Source organism: Flavobacterium sp. N2038 (genome assembly GCF_025947185.1).
Lineage (GTDB): Bacteria > Bacteroidota > Bacteroidia > Flavobacteriales > Flavobacteriaceae > Flavobacterium.
On sequence record NZ_CP110001.1, the window covers coordinates 3,069,415 to 3,087,517 of the forward strand.

Annotated in this window: 16 protein-coding genes; 11 read left to right on the forward strand and 5 right to left on the reverse strand. The window is 35.1% G+C overall.

Annotated elements, in window-relative coordinates; genetic code table 11:
- The first annotated feature begins 67 nt into the window (after positions 1-67).
- The 8 genes from OLM51_RS13610 (at position 68) to OLM51_RS13645 (ending at position 8,961) form a co-directional block, all read left to right on the forward strand.
- Positions 68-2,062, forward strand: a complete 1,995-nt coding sequence (locus OLM51_RS13610) for a TonB-dependent receptor (protein WP_264551147.1) — start codon at positions 68-70, stop codon at positions 2,060-2,062.
- A gap of 200 nt (positions 2,063-2,262) precedes the next feature.
- Positions 2,263-3,195: a quinolinate synthase NadA gene (gene nadA, locus OLM51_RS13615; protein ID WP_264551148.1), complete on the forward strand. Its 933-nt coding sequence runs from the start codon at positions 2,263-2,265 to the stop codon at positions 3,193-3,195.
- Between the two features lie 28 nt (positions 3,196-3,223).
- Entirely contained in the window at positions 3,224-4,753 is a 1,530-nt protein-coding gene (gene nadB / locus OLM51_RS13620; RefSeq protein ID WP_264551149.1) for an L-aspartate oxidase, read from the forward strand.
- Between the two features lie 19 nt (positions 4,754-4,772).
- A complete protein-coding gene (ric, locus tag OLM51_RS13625; RefSeq protein ID WP_264551150.1) occupies positions 4,773-5,504 on the forward strand; it encodes an iron-sulfur cluster repair di-iron protein in 732 nt (243 codons plus the stop codon).
- Between the two features lie 11 nt (positions 5,505-5,515).
- On the forward strand, positions 5,516-7,639 hold the full coding sequence (locus OLM51_RS13630) for a ribonucleoside triphosphate reductase (RefSeq protein ID WP_264551151.1): 2,124 nt from the start codon (positions 5,516-5,518) through the stop codon (positions 7,637-7,639).
- On the forward strand, positions 7,620-7,787 hold the full coding sequence (gene nrdD / locus OLM51_RS13635) for an anaerobic ribonucleoside-triphosphate reductase (RefSeq protein WP_264551152.1): 168 nt from the start codon (positions 7,620-7,622) through the stop codon (positions 7,785-7,787). Before OLM51_RS13630 ends, nrdD begins: the two co-directional genes overlap by 20 nt.
- Positions 7,765-8,457, forward strand: a complete 693-nt coding sequence (locus OLM51_RS13640) for an anaerobic ribonucleoside-triphosphate reductase activating protein (RefSeq protein WP_264551153.1) — start codon at positions 7,765-7,767, stop codon at positions 8,455-8,457. Before nrdD ends, OLM51_RS13640 begins: the two co-directional genes overlap by 23 nt.
- A gap of 57 nt (positions 8,458-8,514) precedes the next feature.
- Positions 8,515-8,961: a copper resistance protein CopD gene (locus OLM51_RS13645; protein WP_264551154.1), complete on the forward strand. Its 447-nt coding sequence runs from the start codon at positions 8,515-8,517 to the stop codon at positions 8,959-8,961.
- A 101-nt stretch (positions 8,962-9,062) separates the two neighbouring features.
- On the opposite strand, the gene OLM51_RS13650 is transcribed toward OLM51_RS13645, so the two are convergent.
- The 4 genes from OLM51_RS13650 to OLM51_RS13665 all read right to left on the reverse strand — a co-directional run bounded on the left by OLM51_RS13650 (position 9,063) and on the right by OLM51_RS13665 (position 13,910).
- Positions 9,063-10,481 carry a TolC family protein gene (locus tag OLM51_RS13650; protein ID WP_264551155.1) on the reverse strand — a complete coding sequence of 473 codons (1,419 nt, stop codon included), beginning with the start codon at positions 10,479-10,481 and terminating at the stop codon, positions 9,063-9,065.
- Positions 10,462-11,814, reverse strand: a complete 1,353-nt coding sequence (locus tag OLM51_RS13655) for an HlyD family secretion protein (protein ID WP_264551156.1) — start codon at positions 11,812-11,814, stop codon at positions 10,462-10,464. The genes OLM51_RS13650 and OLM51_RS13655 overlap by 20 nt, the downstream gene beginning before the upstream one ends.
- 2 nt (positions 11,815-11,816) lie before the next feature.
- Entirely contained in the window at positions 11,817-13,472 is a 1,656-nt protein-coding gene (locus OLM51_RS13660; RefSeq protein ID WP_264551157.1) for a peptidase domain-containing ABC transporter, read from the reverse strand.
- A 102-nt stretch (positions 13,473-13,574) separates the two neighbouring features.
- Positions 13,575-13,910, reverse strand: a complete 336-nt coding sequence (locus tag OLM51_RS13665; protein ID WP_264551158.1) for a hypothetical protein — start codon at positions 13,908-13,910, stop codon at positions 13,575-13,577.
- Between the two features lie 350 nt (positions 13,911-14,260).
- Between OLM51_RS13665 and OLM51_RS13670 the strand changes: the two genes are divergently transcribed.
- The 3 genes from OLM51_RS13670 to OLM51_RS13680 all read left to right on the forward strand — a co-directional run bounded on the left by OLM51_RS13670 (position 14,261) and on the right by OLM51_RS13680 (position 17,242).
- Entirely contained in the window at positions 14,261-14,893 is a 633-nt protein-coding gene (locus OLM51_RS13670; protein ID WP_264551159.1) for an NAD(P)H-dependent oxidoreductase, read from the forward strand.
- Positions 14,894-15,053: 160 nt separating this feature from the next.
- Positions 15,054-15,926, forward strand: a complete 873-nt coding sequence (locus tag OLM51_RS13675) for a helix-turn-helix domain-containing protein (RefSeq protein WP_264551160.1) — start codon at positions 15,054-15,056, stop codon at positions 15,924-15,926.
- 266 nt (positions 15,927-16,192) lie between these two features.
- Positions 16,193-17,242 carry an alpha/beta hydrolase gene (locus OLM51_RS13680; RefSeq protein WP_264551161.1) on the forward strand — a complete coding sequence of 350 codons (1,050 nt, stop codon included), beginning with the start codon at positions 16,193-16,195 and terminating at the stop codon, positions 17,240-17,242.
- A 100-nt stretch (positions 17,243-17,342) separates the two neighbouring features.
- On the opposite strand, the gene OLM51_RS13685 is transcribed toward OLM51_RS13680, so the two are convergent.
- Positions 17,343-17,936, reverse strand: a complete 594-nt coding sequence (locus OLM51_RS13685) for a nucleosidase (protein ID WP_264551162.1) — start codon at positions 17,934-17,936, stop codon at positions 17,343-17,345.
- Positions 17,937-18,103: the final 167 nt, after the last annotated feature.

Consider the following 18,103-nt stretch of genomic DNA (forward strand, 5'->3'; position numbering starts at 1 on the left):
AGTGTTATTTTTTATACTTATGCCCACACTGTAGCTTCGCTGTCTCTTTCTTCTAATTTATCTGATGATGAAAAATATAACAACAGTTTTTTTGGCTGTGTTTTCAGTAATTTGCTGGGCACAGGAGAAAGAAACCGATAGTCTTGGCTCTGTAAAACTGGATGAGATAATAGTAATCGGGAAAAAAACTTCTTTACATCAAAAACAAGTTAAATCATTGACTACAGTAGAGGATTATTTATCTCAGTCTTCAAAAGTAAATATGATCAAAAGGGGTGCTTATGCCTGGGAACCGGTGCTCAATAATATGGCAACAGAGCGCACCGTAATTACTATAGATGGCATGCGCATTTTTGGTGCCTGTACAGACAAAATGGACCCAATTACCTCTTATGTCGAAGTTTCAAATTTAGCCGAAGCCACCGTTGCATCCGGTCAGCAGGCAAGTTGCCACGGATCGACCATTGGTGGTTCTGTCGATTTAAAACGAAACAAATTTGATCAGAATAAAACAGGCTGGAATGGCAGTTTAAACTCAGGATTTGAAAGTAATAATCTGCAGAAAATTATTGGCGGATCATTGGGTTATAACGATACTCGTTTTTATGCGCATATTGATTTTATGCATCGTGATGCGGAAAACTACAAAGCCGGAGGCGACAAAGAAATAGCCTTTTCTCAATTTACAAAGTATAATATTTCTGCCAATGCGGGCTATTTTATCAATAAGAAAAACTTACTTGAAGCATCGGCAATTTACGATAAAGCCAATAATGTAGGTTATCCGGCACTCCCAATGGATGTTTCTTTGGCAGAAGCCCAAATCATGTCTTTGAGTTATAAATATTTACCCGATTCTGGTGTTATTTCAAACTGGGAAACAAAAGTATACTTTAATACCATTACCCATAAAATGGATGATACCAAAAGACCCAACGTACCTATTCATATGGATATGCCCGGCTGGTCTGATACCTATGGCTTTTACTCTAAAATTAAAGGGAGATTTGAAAATCATAACTTCCTGGCTGATTTGAATTCTTTCTACAATAAATCAATTGCAGAGATGACCATGTATCCTAAGGATCCAAACGAGAATCTGATGTTTATGTACACCTGGCCGGATGTTCGCACCTTTTATAACGGATTAGCCTTAGAGGACAACATTGCAATTTCTGAAACAGATCAGTTAAGAATCAGTACCAATTTGGGTTTTCATTCTAATACGGTTGCAAATGATTTTGGCTTACAGAGTTTACAGATTTTTTATCCCGATATGAAAGCTACAAAGAATAGGTTTTTAAAAAGTTTTTCCGGAAATTATACTAAAAACATTTCACCATTTGAGTTTGGTTTTGGATTGGCTTATGCCGAAAGAGCTCCATCTGTTTCAGAAGGTTACGGCTTTTATTTGTACAACAGTAATGATTTTTACGATTATATAGGAAATCCTGATTTAAAGAATGAAAAAGCACTTGAAGGGAACTTTTCTGTTGGTTTCAAAAAAAACAAACTGACTTCTAAAATTACTGGTTCATATTTCTATTTTTCGGACTATATTATCGGGAAAATCGATCCCAATGCGCTGCCAATGACCATTGGTGCATCGGGCGTAAAAATTTATGAAGCGATAGACCACGCCGTGATTTTTAATACCGATTTTAATCTGGAATATGCCTTTTTAGAACACTGGCAATTAAAATCTCAGCTAACCTATAGTCTTGGTAAGGATAATGACGGAAATAATCTTCCTTTTATAAGTCCCTTTAAATATAGTGCGGGTATCAATTTTCAGAAAGAAAAATTTAATGCCGGAATTTCTGCTTTAGGAAATCTGGCTCAAAATGAATTTGCCTCCACATACGGACAAACAAGAACACCTGATTATTTAATTTTTAATATCAATGCAGGATACGCATTCAACTGGGATAAAAATATACTAAAAGTACAATCCGGAGTCGAAAATATTTTCGACAAATATTACACTACATACGCTGACTGGAATAAAATTCCGCGTATGGGAAGAAATGTTTTTGTAAATCTTGCCTTTAGTTTTAACTAATTATTGATCGTTTATGGGTAACCTGTAAAAATAAATTTAATACGGTATGATTATAATCATAGTTTAAAAAATATGATGATAATATATTTACCCTATTAATATTATATACTTAACAGTAGCCAAATAAACGATCAATAAGACTAGAATTTTTTCTCTGCTTTATCATTTTTATGGAGCAGAGAAAATTTAAGACTAAAACCATGGATAAAAACGTATTAGTACAGGAAATAATCCGCTTAAAAAAAGAAAAAAATGCCATTATCCTGGCTCATTATTATCAAAATGAAGACATTCAGGAAATTGCAGATTTTATTGGAGACAGTCTCGAATTATCCAAAAAAGCACAAACTACAAGTGCTGATATTATTGTATTTGCCGGAGTTCACTTCATGGCAGAAACAGCCAAAATTTTAAACCCGAACAAAAAAGTTCTGGTTCCGGATTGGGAAGCGGGCTGCTCACTGGCAGATGGCTGCGATCCCAAAGATTTTAAAATCTTCAAAAATCAATATCCCGATCATGTCATAGTCACCTATATTAATTGCTCTGCCGAAATTAAAGCAATGAGCGATTTGGTCTGCACATCGGCAAATGCAAAAAAAATAATCGGATCAATACCTTTAGATCAGAAAATTATTTTTGCTCCCGATCAAAATTTAGGCAATTATCTTCAAAAAGAAACCAATCGCGAATTTGTTTTGTGGAAAGGTTCCTGTGTTGTACATGAAGCTTTTTCGCTGGATAAGCTCATTGACCTTTATAAAAAAAATCCAACGGCAAAAATTGCCGCACATCCCGAGTCTGAAAGCCATATATTAAAAATTGCCCATTATATTGGTTCGACTTCCGGGATCATTAACTTTATCAAAACGGATCCTACTGCCGTTTTTATTGTGGCTACAGAAGCCGGTATCCTGCATGAGCTTGCAAAAGCTGTACCTGACAAAATCCTGATCCCGGCTCCTACCACAGAAGACAATACCTGCGCCTGCAGTGAATGTGCCTTTATGAAAATGAACACGCTGGAAAAATTGTATTGGTGTCTTAAAAACGAAAGTCCGGAAATCCTGATACAGGAACAACTTAGAATTGATGCCCTGAAACCTATAGAGAAGATGCTCCAGTTATCTTAAAACCATCATAACCAAAAATCAAAATAACATGCTTAAAACAGATATACTTATTATTGGTTCTGGTATTTCGGGATTATTTTTTGCCATGAAAATTGCTAAAAAACGTCCTGATTTATCTCTTGTTATCATGACTAAAGAAACGGCTAAAAATACCAATACACGATTTGCTCAGGGTGGAATTGCGGTGGTAACCGAAAATCTTACGGATAGTTTTGCCCAACATATTAATGATACACTGCAAGCCGGAGACGGTCATTGTGATGAGAATATTGTAAAAATGGTAATCGAACAAGCTCCCGCAAGACTCAGAGAACTTCTTGAAATTGGAACTTTATTTGATAAAAATGAAAAAGGACAATGGGATTTAGGTCTGGAAGGAGGACATTCTCAGCATCGTATTCTACATCATAAAGACAGTTCCGGATTAGAAATTGAGGAAAAACTGCTAAAAATCATCAAAAAAACACCCAATGTTGAAATCTGGGAAAATCATCAGGTTATAGATCTGAATACCGAAACAAAAAAAGACAAAACGACTTGTACCGGTGCTTTCTTTTATGATAAAAAACACAATCGGATAAAATATATCAGAACCCGAACTGTCATTTTAAGTACAGGAGGCTGCGGTCAGCTTTTTGAAAATACAACAAACCCTAAAATTGCAACCGGAGACGGAATTGCAATGGCGGCACATGCCGGTGTTGCCATCGAAGACATGCAATATATTCAGTTTCATCCAACCGCTTTATATGCGGGAAAAGAAAATCCGCTGTTTCTAATATCTGAAGCTGTGAGAGGCTTTGGAGCTCATATTGTAAACGAAGATCAAAAAAGGTTTCTTTTTAAATATGATTTGCGAGGTGAACTGGCCACGCGTGATATTATTTCAAGGGCAATTAGCAAAGAAATACAAAACAGCTCAAAAAACCATGTTTATTTAGATTGCCGACATCTTGATGCTGATTCTTTTCATGCTCATTTTCCTGTAATTACATCACATTGTAAGAGCGTTGGAATAGATCCCGAAAAAGATTTAATTCCCATTGTACCGGCAGCTCATTATCAGTGCGGAGGTATAAAAGTCGATCAAAACGGATCGACCACAATTCCTAATCTTTATGCTATTGGCGAATGTGCCAGAACAGGTTTACATGGAAAAAATCGTCTGGCTTCAAATTCATTGCTCGAAGCATTGGTTTTTGCACATCAGGCGGCTGCGAATGTAGACAAAACGATTTCAAAATTTATTTTTTCTACCAAAATACTGATTCCAAAGTTTCCGAAAGTACAGCAAACAAATGATTATTATGCCTTTGCAATTCTTAAACAGGAACTACAAAATGTAATTACTGCTTTTTACACCAGCAATGACCGAGACGCTGATTTGGCATTCGAAAAAATTAAAATGCTAAACAACACTGCCATTTCTCAAATTGAAGCGCATGAAATTACCATCCCTTTTATAGAGTTTTCAAATATGCTTGCCACAGCCTTAATCATTATAAAACAATGCAAAGAGGAAAATAACAATCGTACCAGATCCAGAGCTAACATTTAATTCAATATAACCTACCAACATGAAACTAACTAATAAAACAACCATTGGCGAAATTGTAGCAGATGATTTTAGAACTGCCGTAATATTTACAAAATACCACATTGATTTTTGCTGTAAAGGACACCGGACTATCGAAGAAGTCTGTAAAAAACGAGATATCGATGAGGCTATTCTTATTAAGCATATTGAAACTGCAAAAAATGGAGCCGAAAATCAATCGTTTGATTATAAATCGTGGCCCGTAGATTTACTGACCGATTATATTATAAAAACACATCATCGATATATTAAAGAAAAAGTGCCTGTTCTCGAAGAATATCTGAATAAATTATGTGCCGCTCATGGTGATAATCACACCGAACTCTATGAGATAAAAGCATTATTTCTGGATGCAGTATCCGATTTAGAAATTCATATGGATAAAGAAGAGCGCACCTTGTTTCCTTTTATCATACAAATAAAAAGGGCACACAGCAAAGGATTATTTCTTGAAACGCCTCCTTTTGGATCCCTCGAAAATCAAATCATCCTGATGAAAGAAGAACACAATACAGAAGGACAACGTTTTAAACGAATTGCCGCATTATCCAATAATTATACACCTCCTACTGATGCTTGTGCTACTTATAAAGTAACATTTGGAATGCTGGATGAATTTGAAAAAAATCTTCATAAGCACATCCATATGGAGAACAATATTCTGTTCCCTAAAGCACTCAGTCTTGAAAAAAACGTTGAGCAAGTCTCATAAAAAATAAAAACATGGAAAAATATGTTATCAAACGTAATGGAGATTATAAACCTTTTGAGGCTTATAAAATTCAGGATGCCATTCAAAAAGCTTTTCAAAGTGTAAATCTGCCTTTTGACAAAAGAATTTTTAAAACAGTGCTCTCCGGACTTGACGCAAAATATTCCTGGCCTGTAGAAGAAATTCAGGATATTATTGAAAGAGTGCTTTTTGAAAATGGTTATTTTAAAACCATGCGCTCTTTTATTATCTACCGTCATACCAGAAAATTACAAAGAGAACATGTTAATGGCCTGAATGATGACACTACTTATGTAGACAGTACACAAACTGTTGACGAATATATTAACCAATCAGATTGGCGAATCAATGCCAACGCAAATATCTCTTATTCTAATGCTGGATTGGTAAGCAATACTGCAGGTAAGATAATCGCCAATTATTGGTTGGATAAAATTTATAATAAAGAAGAAGGTTCTGCGCATCGTAATGGAGACATACACATTCACGATCTCGACTGCCTGACGGGATACTGCGCCGGATGGAGTTTGCGTGTACTGTTAAATGACGGATTTAACGGCGTGCGCGGACGCGTCGAGAGCAGACCTCCTTCTCATTTTAGAGAAGCTCTGGGACAAATGGCTAATTTTCTGGGAATTCTTCAGAGCGAATGGGCCGGCGCTCAGGCTTTCAGTTCTTTTGATACTTATTTGGCTCCTTATGTTTTTAAGGATCAGCTTTCTTACGAAGAAGTTTTAAAAGGAATCAGAAGTTTTGTATATAATCTGAATGTTCCTGCCCGCTGGGGTCAATCGCCCTTTACCAATATCACTTTGGACTGGAATGTTCCTGAGGATTTAAGAGAACAAATCCCGACCCGAAAAAACGAACATTTATTTTTGCATACAGAAAATCAGGAGCTGCTTAGAGAAGCACAAAAAAGAGGTGTTGATAATCTGACGAACTTAAAATATACCCATTTTCAAAAGGAAATGAATCTTATTAATAAAGCCTATTATACGATCATGACAGAAGGCGATGCAAATGGCCAGCCTTTTACTTTTCCGATTCCAACAGTCAATATCACAGAAGATTTTGACTGGCAAGGTGAAAATGTCGACTTGTTATTTGAAAATACAGCTAAAATAGGTTCTTCTTATTTTCAGAATTTTATTGGCAGCCAGTATATTCTGGATGATAAAGGAAACAGGGTCGAGAATCCTGATGCCTACAAACCCAATGCAGTACGAAGTATGTGCTGCAGATTGCAATTGGATTTAAGGGAATTGCTTAAACGCGGAAATGGTCTTTTTGGCAGCGCCGAAATGACGGGAAGCATTGGTGTTGTAACCATCAATATGGCACGTTTAGGTTATCTGCATCATGGAAACATCATTAACTTGTTTATGCATCTGGATGAACTGCTTAAAATAGCCAAATCGACATTGGAGAAAAAAAGAATCTTTATTCAAAAAATGTACGATCAGGGACTTTATCCTTATACACAGCGCTATTTAAAACATTTCAGAAATCATTTCTCTACGATTGGCGTAAACGGAATGAACGAAATGGTCATTAATTTTTCAAAAGGGAAACACAATATTACAGACAACTCGGGAATTAGTTTTGCTACAGAAATTCTGGATCACATTCGATTAAGAATGAAGGAATTCCAGGAAGAAACCGGAAACTTATATAATCTTGAAGCCACTCCGGCCGAAGGAACAACGTATAGATTTGCAAAGGAAGATAAAAAACGTTTTCCTAAAATTTTTCAGGCCGGATTAAACGAAAATATCTATTATACCAATAGTTCACAAATTCCGGTTGATCACACAGATGATCCTTTTGAGGCTTTATTGCTTCAGGATGAACTGCAATGCAAATATACCGGCGGTACCGTTTTGCATTTGTATATGAGAGAAAAAATCAGCAGTCCTGAAGCCTGCAAAAACTTTGTAAAAAAGGTTTTAACCAACTTTAAACTGCCTTACATTACTGTAACACCCATTTTTAGCATTTGTCCGGTTCATGGGTATCTTAACGGAGAACATGAATATTGCCCAAAATGCGATGATCTTATATTAACAGAAAACAATCAAAAAAATCTCGCTTATGAAAACAAAAACGCTTAAAGTTTTAGCCCAAAACCAAACCAAAAGAAGCAAATGTTTGGTGTACACAAGAGTAATGGGATATCACAGACCTGTAGAAAGTTTTAATATTGGAAAAAAAGGCGAACACCAGCAACGAACTCATTTTGAAGAAGCCGTTAACTGCTAAAGCAATTTACAGCATTACTCCTTTTACATTACTGGATTATCCAGGTAAAACAGCCTGCATTATTTGGTTTGCAGGCTGTAATATGAAATGCCTATATTGCTATAATCCTGATATTGTTTTGGGAAAAGGAAAAATAGATTTCGAAAATGTTCTTTCTTTTCTCAAGTCACGAAAAGGGTTGTTAGACGGTGTTGTTCTAAGTGGTGGCGAATGTACTATGCATAAAAATATCATTCCTTTTATAGAAAAAATCAAAGCATTGGGCTTTATGGTCAAGATTGATACAAACGGTTCAAAGCCTTTAGTATTAAAAGAATTGATTCAGAAGAAGCTCATCGATTATGCAGCACTGGATTTTAAAAGTCTTCCTGAAACCTTTGAGCATATAACTCAATCAGATTGGTTTTCGGAGTTTGAACAAAGTTTTTCTTTACTGATGGATTCAGTAATTCCTTTTGAAATTCGGACAACTTATCATTCCTCATTAATCAGTGAATCAGAGTTTATAAAAATGATTGCTTATCTGGAAACCAGAAATTATGAAGGAAATTATTATGTACAGCACTTTATGAATAATGTACCAACACTCTCTAAATTAGAAAATTCAGATAAAAAAATAAGACTTAAAGACTTCTCAACCACTAAAATAAAAGTCATTTTTAGAGAATGATTGATACGGAATTTTAATCCTTTTTACGAATTAGTAAAATTAAAAAACAATGGTATTATGACACTTCATCATTTTGTACTAGTAATTCATCTTCTCGCTGCAACAGTTTGGGTTGGAGGTCATTTACTGCTTAGTATTTGCTATTTGCCATTAGCATTAAAGAAAAAAGATCCCCAGATTATTTTAAATTTTGAAAGAAGATTTGAAGCTCTCGGAATGTCTTCCCTCATTTTACTGATTATTACCGGAATCTGGATGGCCTACGATTTTGGAGTAACATCTGAAACCTGGTTTAGTTTCTCCGGCGGGTTTGAAAAAGTGATCTCGATAAAACTTTTATTACTACTCCTCACATTTATATGTGCAATTTGTGCACAATTTTTTGTGTTGCCCAATCTTAACCAAAACAATATCAAAAAAATGGCTGTTATCATTCTTTCCGTTACAACAATTGCGGTGACCATGCTTATTCTGGGATCAACACTACGATACGGCGGAATTTAATAAACGTGTGTAATTGTTTTAAACACCTAGTCCCGATAGCTATCGGGACTAGGTGTTTAAAATTAAATTCCGCTCAATAAATATTTAAACAAAAAGATCGCTTAATCAGGATTGGCAAGGATTTTATACAATTCGGCATTTGAAATGTAAAACTGATTCTCGATACTAATTTGAGATAGCTTTGCGCTTACCAGATTATTTTCTCTTGAATTGAGCAGGAAAATAGAGCTTTCGCCAAAAGAGAACAACTTCTCCTCAGAGTTGAGCATCGTGGTATAATCTTTAACCAAATTATCAATAACGCTTTTTTGTTTTTTTAAAGATGCAATTTCGGTTTGCTGCGCTTTAATCTTATTTTTAAGTTCCAGTCTTTGCTGTTCGATATCAAACTGCAAATCCTGAATTTTAAGTTTGGCTATTTTAAGGCTTCCTCGCTCCTTTCTCAGGAAAATCGGAATACTGAAATCAACATTAAACTTATAATCATCAGCATTAAAAGAGCTAAAATACGAAGGCTCCGAAATATAATTATAGCCCACATTTAACTTAGGAAGCAATGAATTTGCTTTTAGTTTTCTGCCAATTTCCAGCATATCCATTTTGGTTTCCAGTGCCTGAATTTTAGGATGCGATTCCAGCGTTTCTACATTTACCATCATGGCATCTGTTTTAAGCGTTTCTTCAACCGTCTGTACCAGTTTTTCTTCCGGTCTCACAAGATCATCCAATTCAACCGGAACGTTTTCAATCCAAAGATAATTGGACAAATAGAGTTTTGCTTTTGCTAATTTCAAATTTCCGTTTTCAACATTCAGTTCTCTGTTTCTTACTGTAATTCCAGCTTCTACACTATCAATTGCAGGAGAATCTCCAAGTGCGATTAGTTTTTTTACACCCTCAAAGCGTGTGCTGGCAAAACCTAAATATTTCTTATAAAGTTCAGCTTCATTATAGCTTTTTCTCCATTCAAAATAAGCTTCACTCGCTTTATACAAAACTTCTATTGCTCTTAGTTTTCGCTGAGCATCACTTAACTTTACCTGCAATTTACCTTCACGAACATCGGCCATTCTTTGGTTTATAAACATTCCCTGTCCCAATGCCACACTAACACCAAGAGAGGTTAATCCGGCCTCAGGAGTACGATTCTGCGGATTATAATATTGTCCGTCTGTTTCATCAAATCCGGCTTTAATTTCCACACCATACCAGGTCGGGATTTTAAAACTGCTGTTTAAAAGCGAATAATACTCTGTTCCTTTAAATTCTTTTTTACTGTAATCTACTTCTATTTTAGGATCAAAACCTCCACGCGCCTGCATAAGAGCAGCCTGAGCCTGACTTACTTCAAGATTAGCCTGCTTTACCAGTGGATGGTATTTTTTTACGTATCCTAAAAACTCGCTGTAACTAAGTTCTTCTTTATTAAAATTCTGACTGTATGAGGTCGAAAAACAGCATAAAAATAAAAGAGAAAGCAATCTTACAGCATTATTCAGTTTATTTTTTATCCTTACCATCTTTACTATCCTTTTCGTCTGACTTATAATAATTTGGCGGAAAACCATTTAGGTTTCGCCATACTTCATACCCCACAGAAACCGTTTCCAACAAAGCAATACTTTGTGCTCCGGCTCCAATGCTTAGTTCTTTTGGCCATTTATTATCGTGACCATCCGGAGAGATAAGTACTCTGTACTTTCCGTTGGCGCTTATAAAATTTTCTATAGCCACCACTTTTCCTCCATAAGTTCCATAAGACAATCCCGGCCATCCCGAAAATACGATTCTTGGCCATCCGTCAAACCAGACACGCACTTTTGCGCCACGATGTACCAACGGAAGATCGATAGGATCAACATAAGTTTCTACTGCAATATCATAGCTTGCAGGCATAATGCTCACAATTGGAGTTCCCTCCTTAATAGTTTCACCAAGCCCCGTAAGCAATGCACGATTTACATAACCACTCTGAGGTGCTGTGATATAATACAAACCATTTCTAAGTCTGTAATTTTCGTATTGATTCTCTAGTTTATTCACCTGAGCTTTTGTGTCATATTGTGTACTCAGAGCCGTAAACTTATCACTTCTTGATTTCGAAATTTTTTCAGCATACTCAGCCGTAATTCTGCTTATTTCTACTCTGGCATTAATCAGTTCATTTTTACTGCTTAAAAGCTTGTTTTGCTGCGTAATAATATAAGCTTCAGATTCCTGAAGTTTTAATCTTTTTTGCTCCACATCTGTAAGCGGCTTTAAACCTTCTTTATTAAGTGCTGTCGAACGATCAAATTGTGTTTTAGCGATTCTTAACTGGGTTTTAATCGCCACAAGATCCATGCTGTCACTTTTGATTTTTAATTGTGCCTGCTTGATTTTATTCTGCGCCTGCTGCAATTTTAATTCTCGTTCCGTATTTAACGATTTTGCCTGAACATCCAGAGAGCTTACTTTATCGCCATACGATTCTACAGCCATTTTTTTAGCCTCAACCTGTTCTTTGGTATTGCCAACAAGATTAGGATCCAGATAGTCTTCTTTTATTTCAGAAATAAAAACAATCGTATCTCCTTTTTTTACAAAATCACCCTCTTGTACATACCATTTCTCGATTCTTCCGGCTATGGTATTATGAACCGTTTGTGGTCTCTGATCTGGTTTTAATGTGGTGACAGAACCTGTTCCCGAAATATTTTGTGTCCACGGAAGCAATAAACAAGCCAGGCAAAACAATAAAAATCCAACGATAACTCTGTTCAGAATTTTATAATGCGGTCTGCGGGCAACACTGGTAATAGACTTGTATTTACCCTCTGTTATAAGTATATTTTCTTTAGATATATTGAGCATGGTTAAAGCTTTATGTCGTTACTAATTTTCCCGTCATCGATCGTGATCATGCGCTCGCATTTATTCTTCCAAATATCATTTTTAGAAGTTACGACCACTGTCCAGTTGTTTTCTTCGGTAAGTAAAAAATCAACAATTTTAGCTGAAGTTACTTCATCCATTTTATCAACAGGATCTTCCAGAAATAATATATTAGGTTTATGAACAATGCTTCGTGCTAAAAGAATCTTTTGAACATCTGAAGCCGAAAGTTCCAGTCCGCCCGGATGAATCTGGTGATCGAGTCCGTTTGGAAATGTTTTAATATACGGTGTAAGACAAACATTATCCAGAGCCCACTTTAAATCATCATTAGTAATGGTTTCGTTTCCAAAAAGTATATTTTCTTTAATAGTACCTGCAAAAAGTGTATCGCCTTGCAAAAATGTACCGGATTGCGCTCTGTAACTCTCTTCGTCCAGACGGTTCATAAAATTATCGGTTACATACATAGTACCACTTTCGGGCTCCAAAAAGCCGGAAAGCAATCGCAGTAAAGTACTTTTACCAGCGCCATTTACTCCTCTTAATAGTATTTTTTCGCCCTGATTTATTTTCAGATTAATATTTTTAAGTGACTTTTTATTGTGCTGTGGATAATTGTACGCAATACTTTCGGTTTCAATTGTAATTCCTGTTTCACTAACAGATGAGGTTTTCGGAATAGATGAAATCTCCATATCGGTAAACTGTCCGATCTTTTCTACAGAAGTCAGTACATCATAAAATGATTCCAAGCCAAAGATTATTTTCTCTACAGAATTAATTAAAAGTACAATTACAATTTCGGCTGCTACAAACTGCCCGATGTTCATTTGATGATGAATTACCAGAAAACCACCAATAGACAATAAGGCAGCAGTAACAATGATTTTAAATATTACAAGCTGAATGTATTGTTTTTGCATTACCTGAAAGTGCTTTTCGCGGTAATTTACATATTCTGTTACGTAACCATCATTTCTTTCAAGAGCATAATCAAACCCTCCTTTTTGGCGAAAACTCTGGCGATTGCGCGCAATTTCCTGAATCCATGCCGCTACTTTATATTTGAATTTTGATTCGTAAAGACTCGTTTCAAGACCATCTTTGTATGAAAACTTAAAAATAATGTACAAAATGGCAATAAATAAAAGTCCGATTACCATAAAGAAGGAATGGTATAAAACCAATAATATAATCCCAAAACTAACCTGAACAAAGGCTGTACAAAAATCCAGTAACAGTTTGGCTGTTCCTTTTTGTACTGTCAGCGTATCAAAAAAGCGGTTGGCCTTTTCCGGCGCATATTCTGAATACATTTCTTTAAACTTAATTAAAGGCATTCTGTAGGCAAATTCAAAAGAAGAACGAACAAAAATTCGCTGTTGCAGGTTTTCTACAATTCGCAGCTGCAAAATATTCAGAACCCCGCCAAACCCAACTCCAATGGTAACCAGAATGACCAGAACAATCCAGGAAACGCTAAGTTGTCCGCTTTGAATAAAATTAATAATAGCCTGAATTCCTAAAGGCAAAGAAAGGTTTACCAAACCGGCAAAAGCAGCGTAAAATATAATTTGATATACATCGCGCTTATCCAGCTTAAGTAAATTTATAAAACGTTTGAAAGGTGTCATAAATTTATATATAAATACAAGATTAATAGATAGATATTAATATACGGTAAATACCGTATTAAGGATGTAAGAGTTTATCCCAATACAAACAAAATTAAGCATTTATACCATAAGTTGCGGAGGTCGCAAATGAATTTTACCATGAAACCCAAATAAGAAGACTGGGTTATCAATATAATTTTTACCCTTAGATCCTATTTTAAAATACAATCCGGGAACTGAAGCGCCTAATGGCACCAGATATTCTAATAGCAAAATTCCTTTTGCCAGTTTAGTAGTTTTAGTTTCCTTGGTTTCGTAATCATCACGTTCTTCAGTGATACCATCACACTTGAAGATTTTTTTCAAGAAATTACACGTGATCCCTTTAACAGAGTCCTGCTCGGTATTATGATTTATAATTTGGGAAAAAGTGCCGGACAGGTTGATACTGCTCATTAAAAAATAGCCGATTAGTAATGCGTGCAGGCATTTACATAAGATACTATTTTTAATTCTGTTCAGCATTTTTTGTCTTTAAAGGGCGCAAATTTAGAACGAAATTATCGGTGCTACATTAAAATAACATTAGAATTGAATTTGGTTCTGTTATATTTTTCTTAAAGAAATAAATTAAAACAACAGACTCTGCATACTATTAATCAAGGGATCGTAAATTTTTAGCGTCTTAAGAATATAATAAATGACCTTATCTGCAAACCTTAAATTACTGTTACTTTTAATAATTCAGTAAGAAAAATAGATTTAAAGTTTTTACATTTGAGTATAATTTAAATATCTAAAAAAAAATGGCCTTAATAGAAGCACTAAAGTGGCGTTATGCTACAAAAAAAATGAACGGACAAATTGTGCCGCAGGAAAAACTGGATTATATTCTTGAAGCGGCAAAACTGGCTCCTTCTTCATCTGGATTACAGCCTTACAAAGTTTTTGTAATTACAAACAAGGAAGTAAAAGAAAAATTAAGAGCAGTAAGTTTTGATCAAAGTCAGGTTACAGATGCTTCTCACGTTTTAGTTTGGGCAGCCTGGGACGGTTATACTTTGGATAAAATTTCTGCTGTATTTGACAAAACAATTGCAGAAAGAGGTATTCCTGCTAATGCAATGGACGATTATAAAAAAAATCTTTGGGGAATGTATGAGCCGCTAGGTCAGGAATGGCACGCTAATCACTCTGCAAAACAAGCTTATATTTCGTTTGGCTTAGCAATCGCTGCTGCTGCAGAACAAAAGGTTGACACAACACCTATGGAAGGTTTTATTCCTGCCGAAGTAGATAAATTATTAGGTTTAAGCGAACTTGGTCTGAAAAGTGTTTTATTATTACCTCTTGGTTATAGAGATGAAGCAAACGACTGGCTGGTAAACATGAAGAAAGTAAGAACTTCAAAAGATGAATTTATTATTGAAATTAAGTAAATCATACAAGCAATAATTTGCAAATATTTGTTTTAAGAGGGGCTTTTAGTCCCTCTTTTTGTTGCTCTAAAATTTTGGTATAAATTGAAAATCGTCATTTGTTTTGCGTTTTTTAAATTATATTTGTTTGGAATAATACCAAAATCAAGAACGCTTTGTAATGAATAATCATAAGTTTTTTGAATCTAATTATAAGAAACTGGGCTTTTTTGTTCTAAGTCCAAATTCTATTGATGAAATTAATGGTGATTATTACAAACCGTATATTAAAGTTCTTTATTTACCTGAAAATTATTCGGTAACAATCGATTTCAAGCATTACACCACCCAAAGTCCTTCTTTGTTTTTTATCAATAGCAATCAATACCTGCAAATTGAAAATGGAGGAAAAGACGCAGGGTATTTTATGTATTACAATCGTGATTTTTATTGTGTACAGATTCACGATGCCGAAGTTGCCTGCGATGGTTTATTGTTTAATAATATTTTCGAAATGCCTATGACAACTTTACCAAATAAAGAAGTTGTATTTATTGAAGGCATTTACAACCAAATCCGGGAAGAATTTGATTCTCCTGATTCTTCGCAGGAGGAAATGATTCGAACATATTTGAAACAACTTATTATAAAAGCAACCCGGATCTGGAAAATTCAGCAATTGGGCGTTCTTAATGATGAACCTTCTAAAGAAATGGACTTCTTTAGAGATTTTAGCCGTTTGGTCGAAATTCATTTCAGAACCAAACATACCGTAGCCGATTATGCTGACATTTTGGGTGTGGCTCCAAAGACGCTTTCAAACAAATTCAACCGATTAGAGCTTTCACAGCCTAACGATATTATTAAAGACCGAATTATTCTGGAAGCAAAAAGGCTTTTGGGATATTCATCCTTAAGTGTAAAAGAGATTGCATATCAACTTGGATATGAAGATCCTGCTTATTTTAACCGTCTTTTTACCAACAAGGTTGGTGACACTCCTTCAAATTTCAAGAAAAAATACCTTCAAGGGAAAAATGTACAATTAGAATAGACTTTTATCTATTTTTAGAGCTTTACTACCGCCATATCTTTGTCCTATCAAATTAACTGATAAACATTTAAAGATATGAAACGTAAAGCACAAACCGTTTGGAGCGGTACCACTCAAAAGAAAAACGGGGTTCTTTCTGTAAAAACTTCCACATTAAAAAAACACGCAAAATTCTAATTACTCTGTCAGGGCTTTTCTATCGAAATTCTCCTTAAAAAAATCATTACCACTTAATTATCAATATTTTAAACTAAAAATATAACATCATGAAAACTATAAAATCAATACAAAAAAGTATATTTATAATCGCATTATTAACTTTAAATACATTAGCCATGGCACAAGAAAGACCTTTTAAAGGACAAAATGACCCGCAAATCTTTACAGAAGTTCGTAATTTTTTAAATGCATTAAACTCTGGTGACGGAAAACCATTAGAACAATTAAGTGTTTCAGATGCACGTGGTGTATTAGTTGGAGCTCAAAAATCTGTAGAAGTTGACTACTCAGGTATTGAAGAATCTGAAAAAGTAATAACTCAAAATAATCTAAAAGTAAAAATTCACATTACAAAGCCTAAAGGTGTTAAAGCAAATGCTCCGGTATTTATTTTTATTCATGGTGGCGGATGGGTTTTGGGCGATTATCCTACGCATAGACGATTGGTAAGAGATTTGGTTGTAGCAAGCGGAGCTGTAGCAGTTTTTCCTGATTATACTCCTTCTCCCGAAGCCCAGTATCCGGTAGCGATTAATGAAATTTATGCCGCAACACAATGGGTAGCTGAAAACGGAAAGGAAATTGGCGTAGATGGTAAAAATCTTGCTGTAGTTGGAAATAGTGTGGGTGGAAATATGACAGCAGCAATTACTTTGATGGCTAAAGACAAAAAAGGTCCACATATTAAATTGCAGGTTCTATTATGGCCAGTAACGGATGCTAATTTTGAAACTGAATCTTATAATTTGTATGCCAATGGACGTTTCCTGACTAAAAACATGATGAAATGGTTCTGGGACAATTATTTACCTGATGCTTCTAAAAGAAATGAAAAATATGCTGCACCATTACAAGCTAGTTTAGAAGAACTTAAAGACTTACCTCCTGCTCTGGTTCAAACTGCAGAAAATGATGTTTTAAGAGATGAAGGTGAAGCTTATGCAAGAAAATTAAATGAAGCTGGAGTTTCGGTTACTTTAACAAGATACGCAGGATTGATTCACGATTATGGACTTTTAAATCCAATTGCAACTGTGCCATCAGTGCAAACTGCGATTGAGCAAGCTGCGATTGTTATTAAATCGACATTGAAATAATAATATAAAATGTATTAAACTTAAAAGAGGGAATGATTTCTACTATCATTCCCTCTTTAGCCTTTTAGTAAAGTATATTTTGAATTCACAAATCCAACAATTATATACTTTTATTCAAATTAAGAATAGTTCCGTAAACTGCCGCGGCTTTGTGAACCTGTACCAGCCAATCTTCGGCAGCATTATCATCGGCTCCGTCTGAGATATATTTTAGACATAAAAAGGGTATTTTCTCTTTCATAGCGATCATAGCCAATACGTAAGATTCCATATCAACCACATTGTATAAAACAGTCGAATGTCCCATTTCAAAACTGTCACCGGTTCCGCAAATACCCTCTTTTAAACCTTCTAATTTTAAACCATATTCCAGAACTGGAGGCAAACCCGATAAAGGTGTTTCATATTGTGCATATCCCAGCGCCTGAACATCCATGTCTCTTTGTATAAAACGGGTGCAGCAGATTACATCCCCTTTTTGAAAAAAATTACTTCCGGCAGATCCAAGATTAACAATTAAGGAAGGTTTTTTAAATCGTATAGCCTTAGAAAGTTCATAAGCGGCATTTACTTTTCCTATTCCGGTTATTAAAGTATTGCAATTTTCAAAAACATCTGCGGCTTCAGATTCTAAAGCAAAAGAGAATAATACATTTTCTAATGGAAATGAAAGTTCCTGGTTTATCTTAATCATGAGTTTATTTTAATTCTTAAGATGCAAAAATAGGATATATTAAACATAGTATACAGCCCCAAAACAATCAATTTTAAATACATTTTCAGGAAGTTTTTTAGTTTAAATTTCTGACAACACAATTGTTTCAAAATACAATTTGATGTTTCATTTTTTAAAATGAAACA

Bases quoted from the DNA above. Each gene is read 5' to 3' on its own strand.
- OLM51_RS13610 (WP_264551147.1), top strand. From the start codon at position 68: ATGAAAAATATAACAACAGTTTTTTTGGCTGTGTTTTCAGTAATTTGC.
- nadA (WP_264551148.1), top strand. From the start codon at position 2,263: ATGGATAAAAACGTATTAGTACAGGAAATAATCCGCTTAAAAAAAGAA.
- nadB (WP_264551149.1), top strand. From the start codon at position 3,224: ATGCTTAAAACAGATATACTTATTATTGGTTCTGGTATTTCGGGATTA.
- ric (WP_264551150.1), top strand. From the start codon at position 4,773: ATGAAACTAACTAATAAAACAACCATTGGCGAAATTGTAGCAGATGAT.
- OLM51_RS13630 (WP_264551151.1), top strand. From the start codon at position 5,516: ATGGAAAAATATGTTATCAAACGTAATGGAGATTATAAACCTTTTGAG.
- nrdD (WP_264551152.1), top strand. From the start codon at position 7,620: ATGAAAACAAAAACGCTTAAAGTTTTAGCCCAAAACCAAACCAAAAGA.
- OLM51_RS13645 (WP_264551154.1), top strand. From the start codon at position 8,515: ATGACACTTCATCATTTTGTACTAGTAATTCATCTTCTCGCTGCAACA.
- OLM51_RS13650 (WP_264551155.1), bottom strand. From the start codon at position 10,481: ATGGTAAGGATAAAAAATAAACTGAATAATGCTGTAAGATTGCTTTCT.
- OLM51_RS13655 (WP_264551156.1), bottom strand. From the start codon at position 11,814: ATGCTCAATATATCTAAAGAAAATATACTTATAACAGAGGGTAAATAC.
- OLM51_RS13660 (WP_264551157.1), bottom strand. From the start codon at position 13,472: ATGACACCTTTCAAACGTTTTATAAATTTACTTAAGCTGGATAAGCGC.
- OLM51_RS13665 (WP_264551158.1), bottom strand. From the start codon at position 13,910: ATGAGCAGTATCAACCTGTCCGGCACTTTTTCCCAAATTATAAATCAT.
- OLM51_RS13670 (WP_264551159.1), top strand. From the start codon at position 14,261: ATGGCCTTAATAGAAGCACTAAAGTGGCGTTATGCTACAAAAAAAATG.
- OLM51_RS13675 (WP_264551160.1), top strand. From the start codon at position 15,054: ATGAATAATCATAAGTTTTTTGAATCTAATTATAAGAAACTGGGCTTT.
- OLM51_RS13680 (WP_264551161.1), top strand. From the start codon at position 16,193: ATGAAAACTATAAAATCAATACAAAAAAGTATATTTATAATCGCATTA.
- OLM51_RS13685 (WP_264551162.1), bottom strand. From the start codon at position 17,936: ATGATTAAGATAAACCAGGAACTTTCATTTCCATTAGAAAATGTATTA.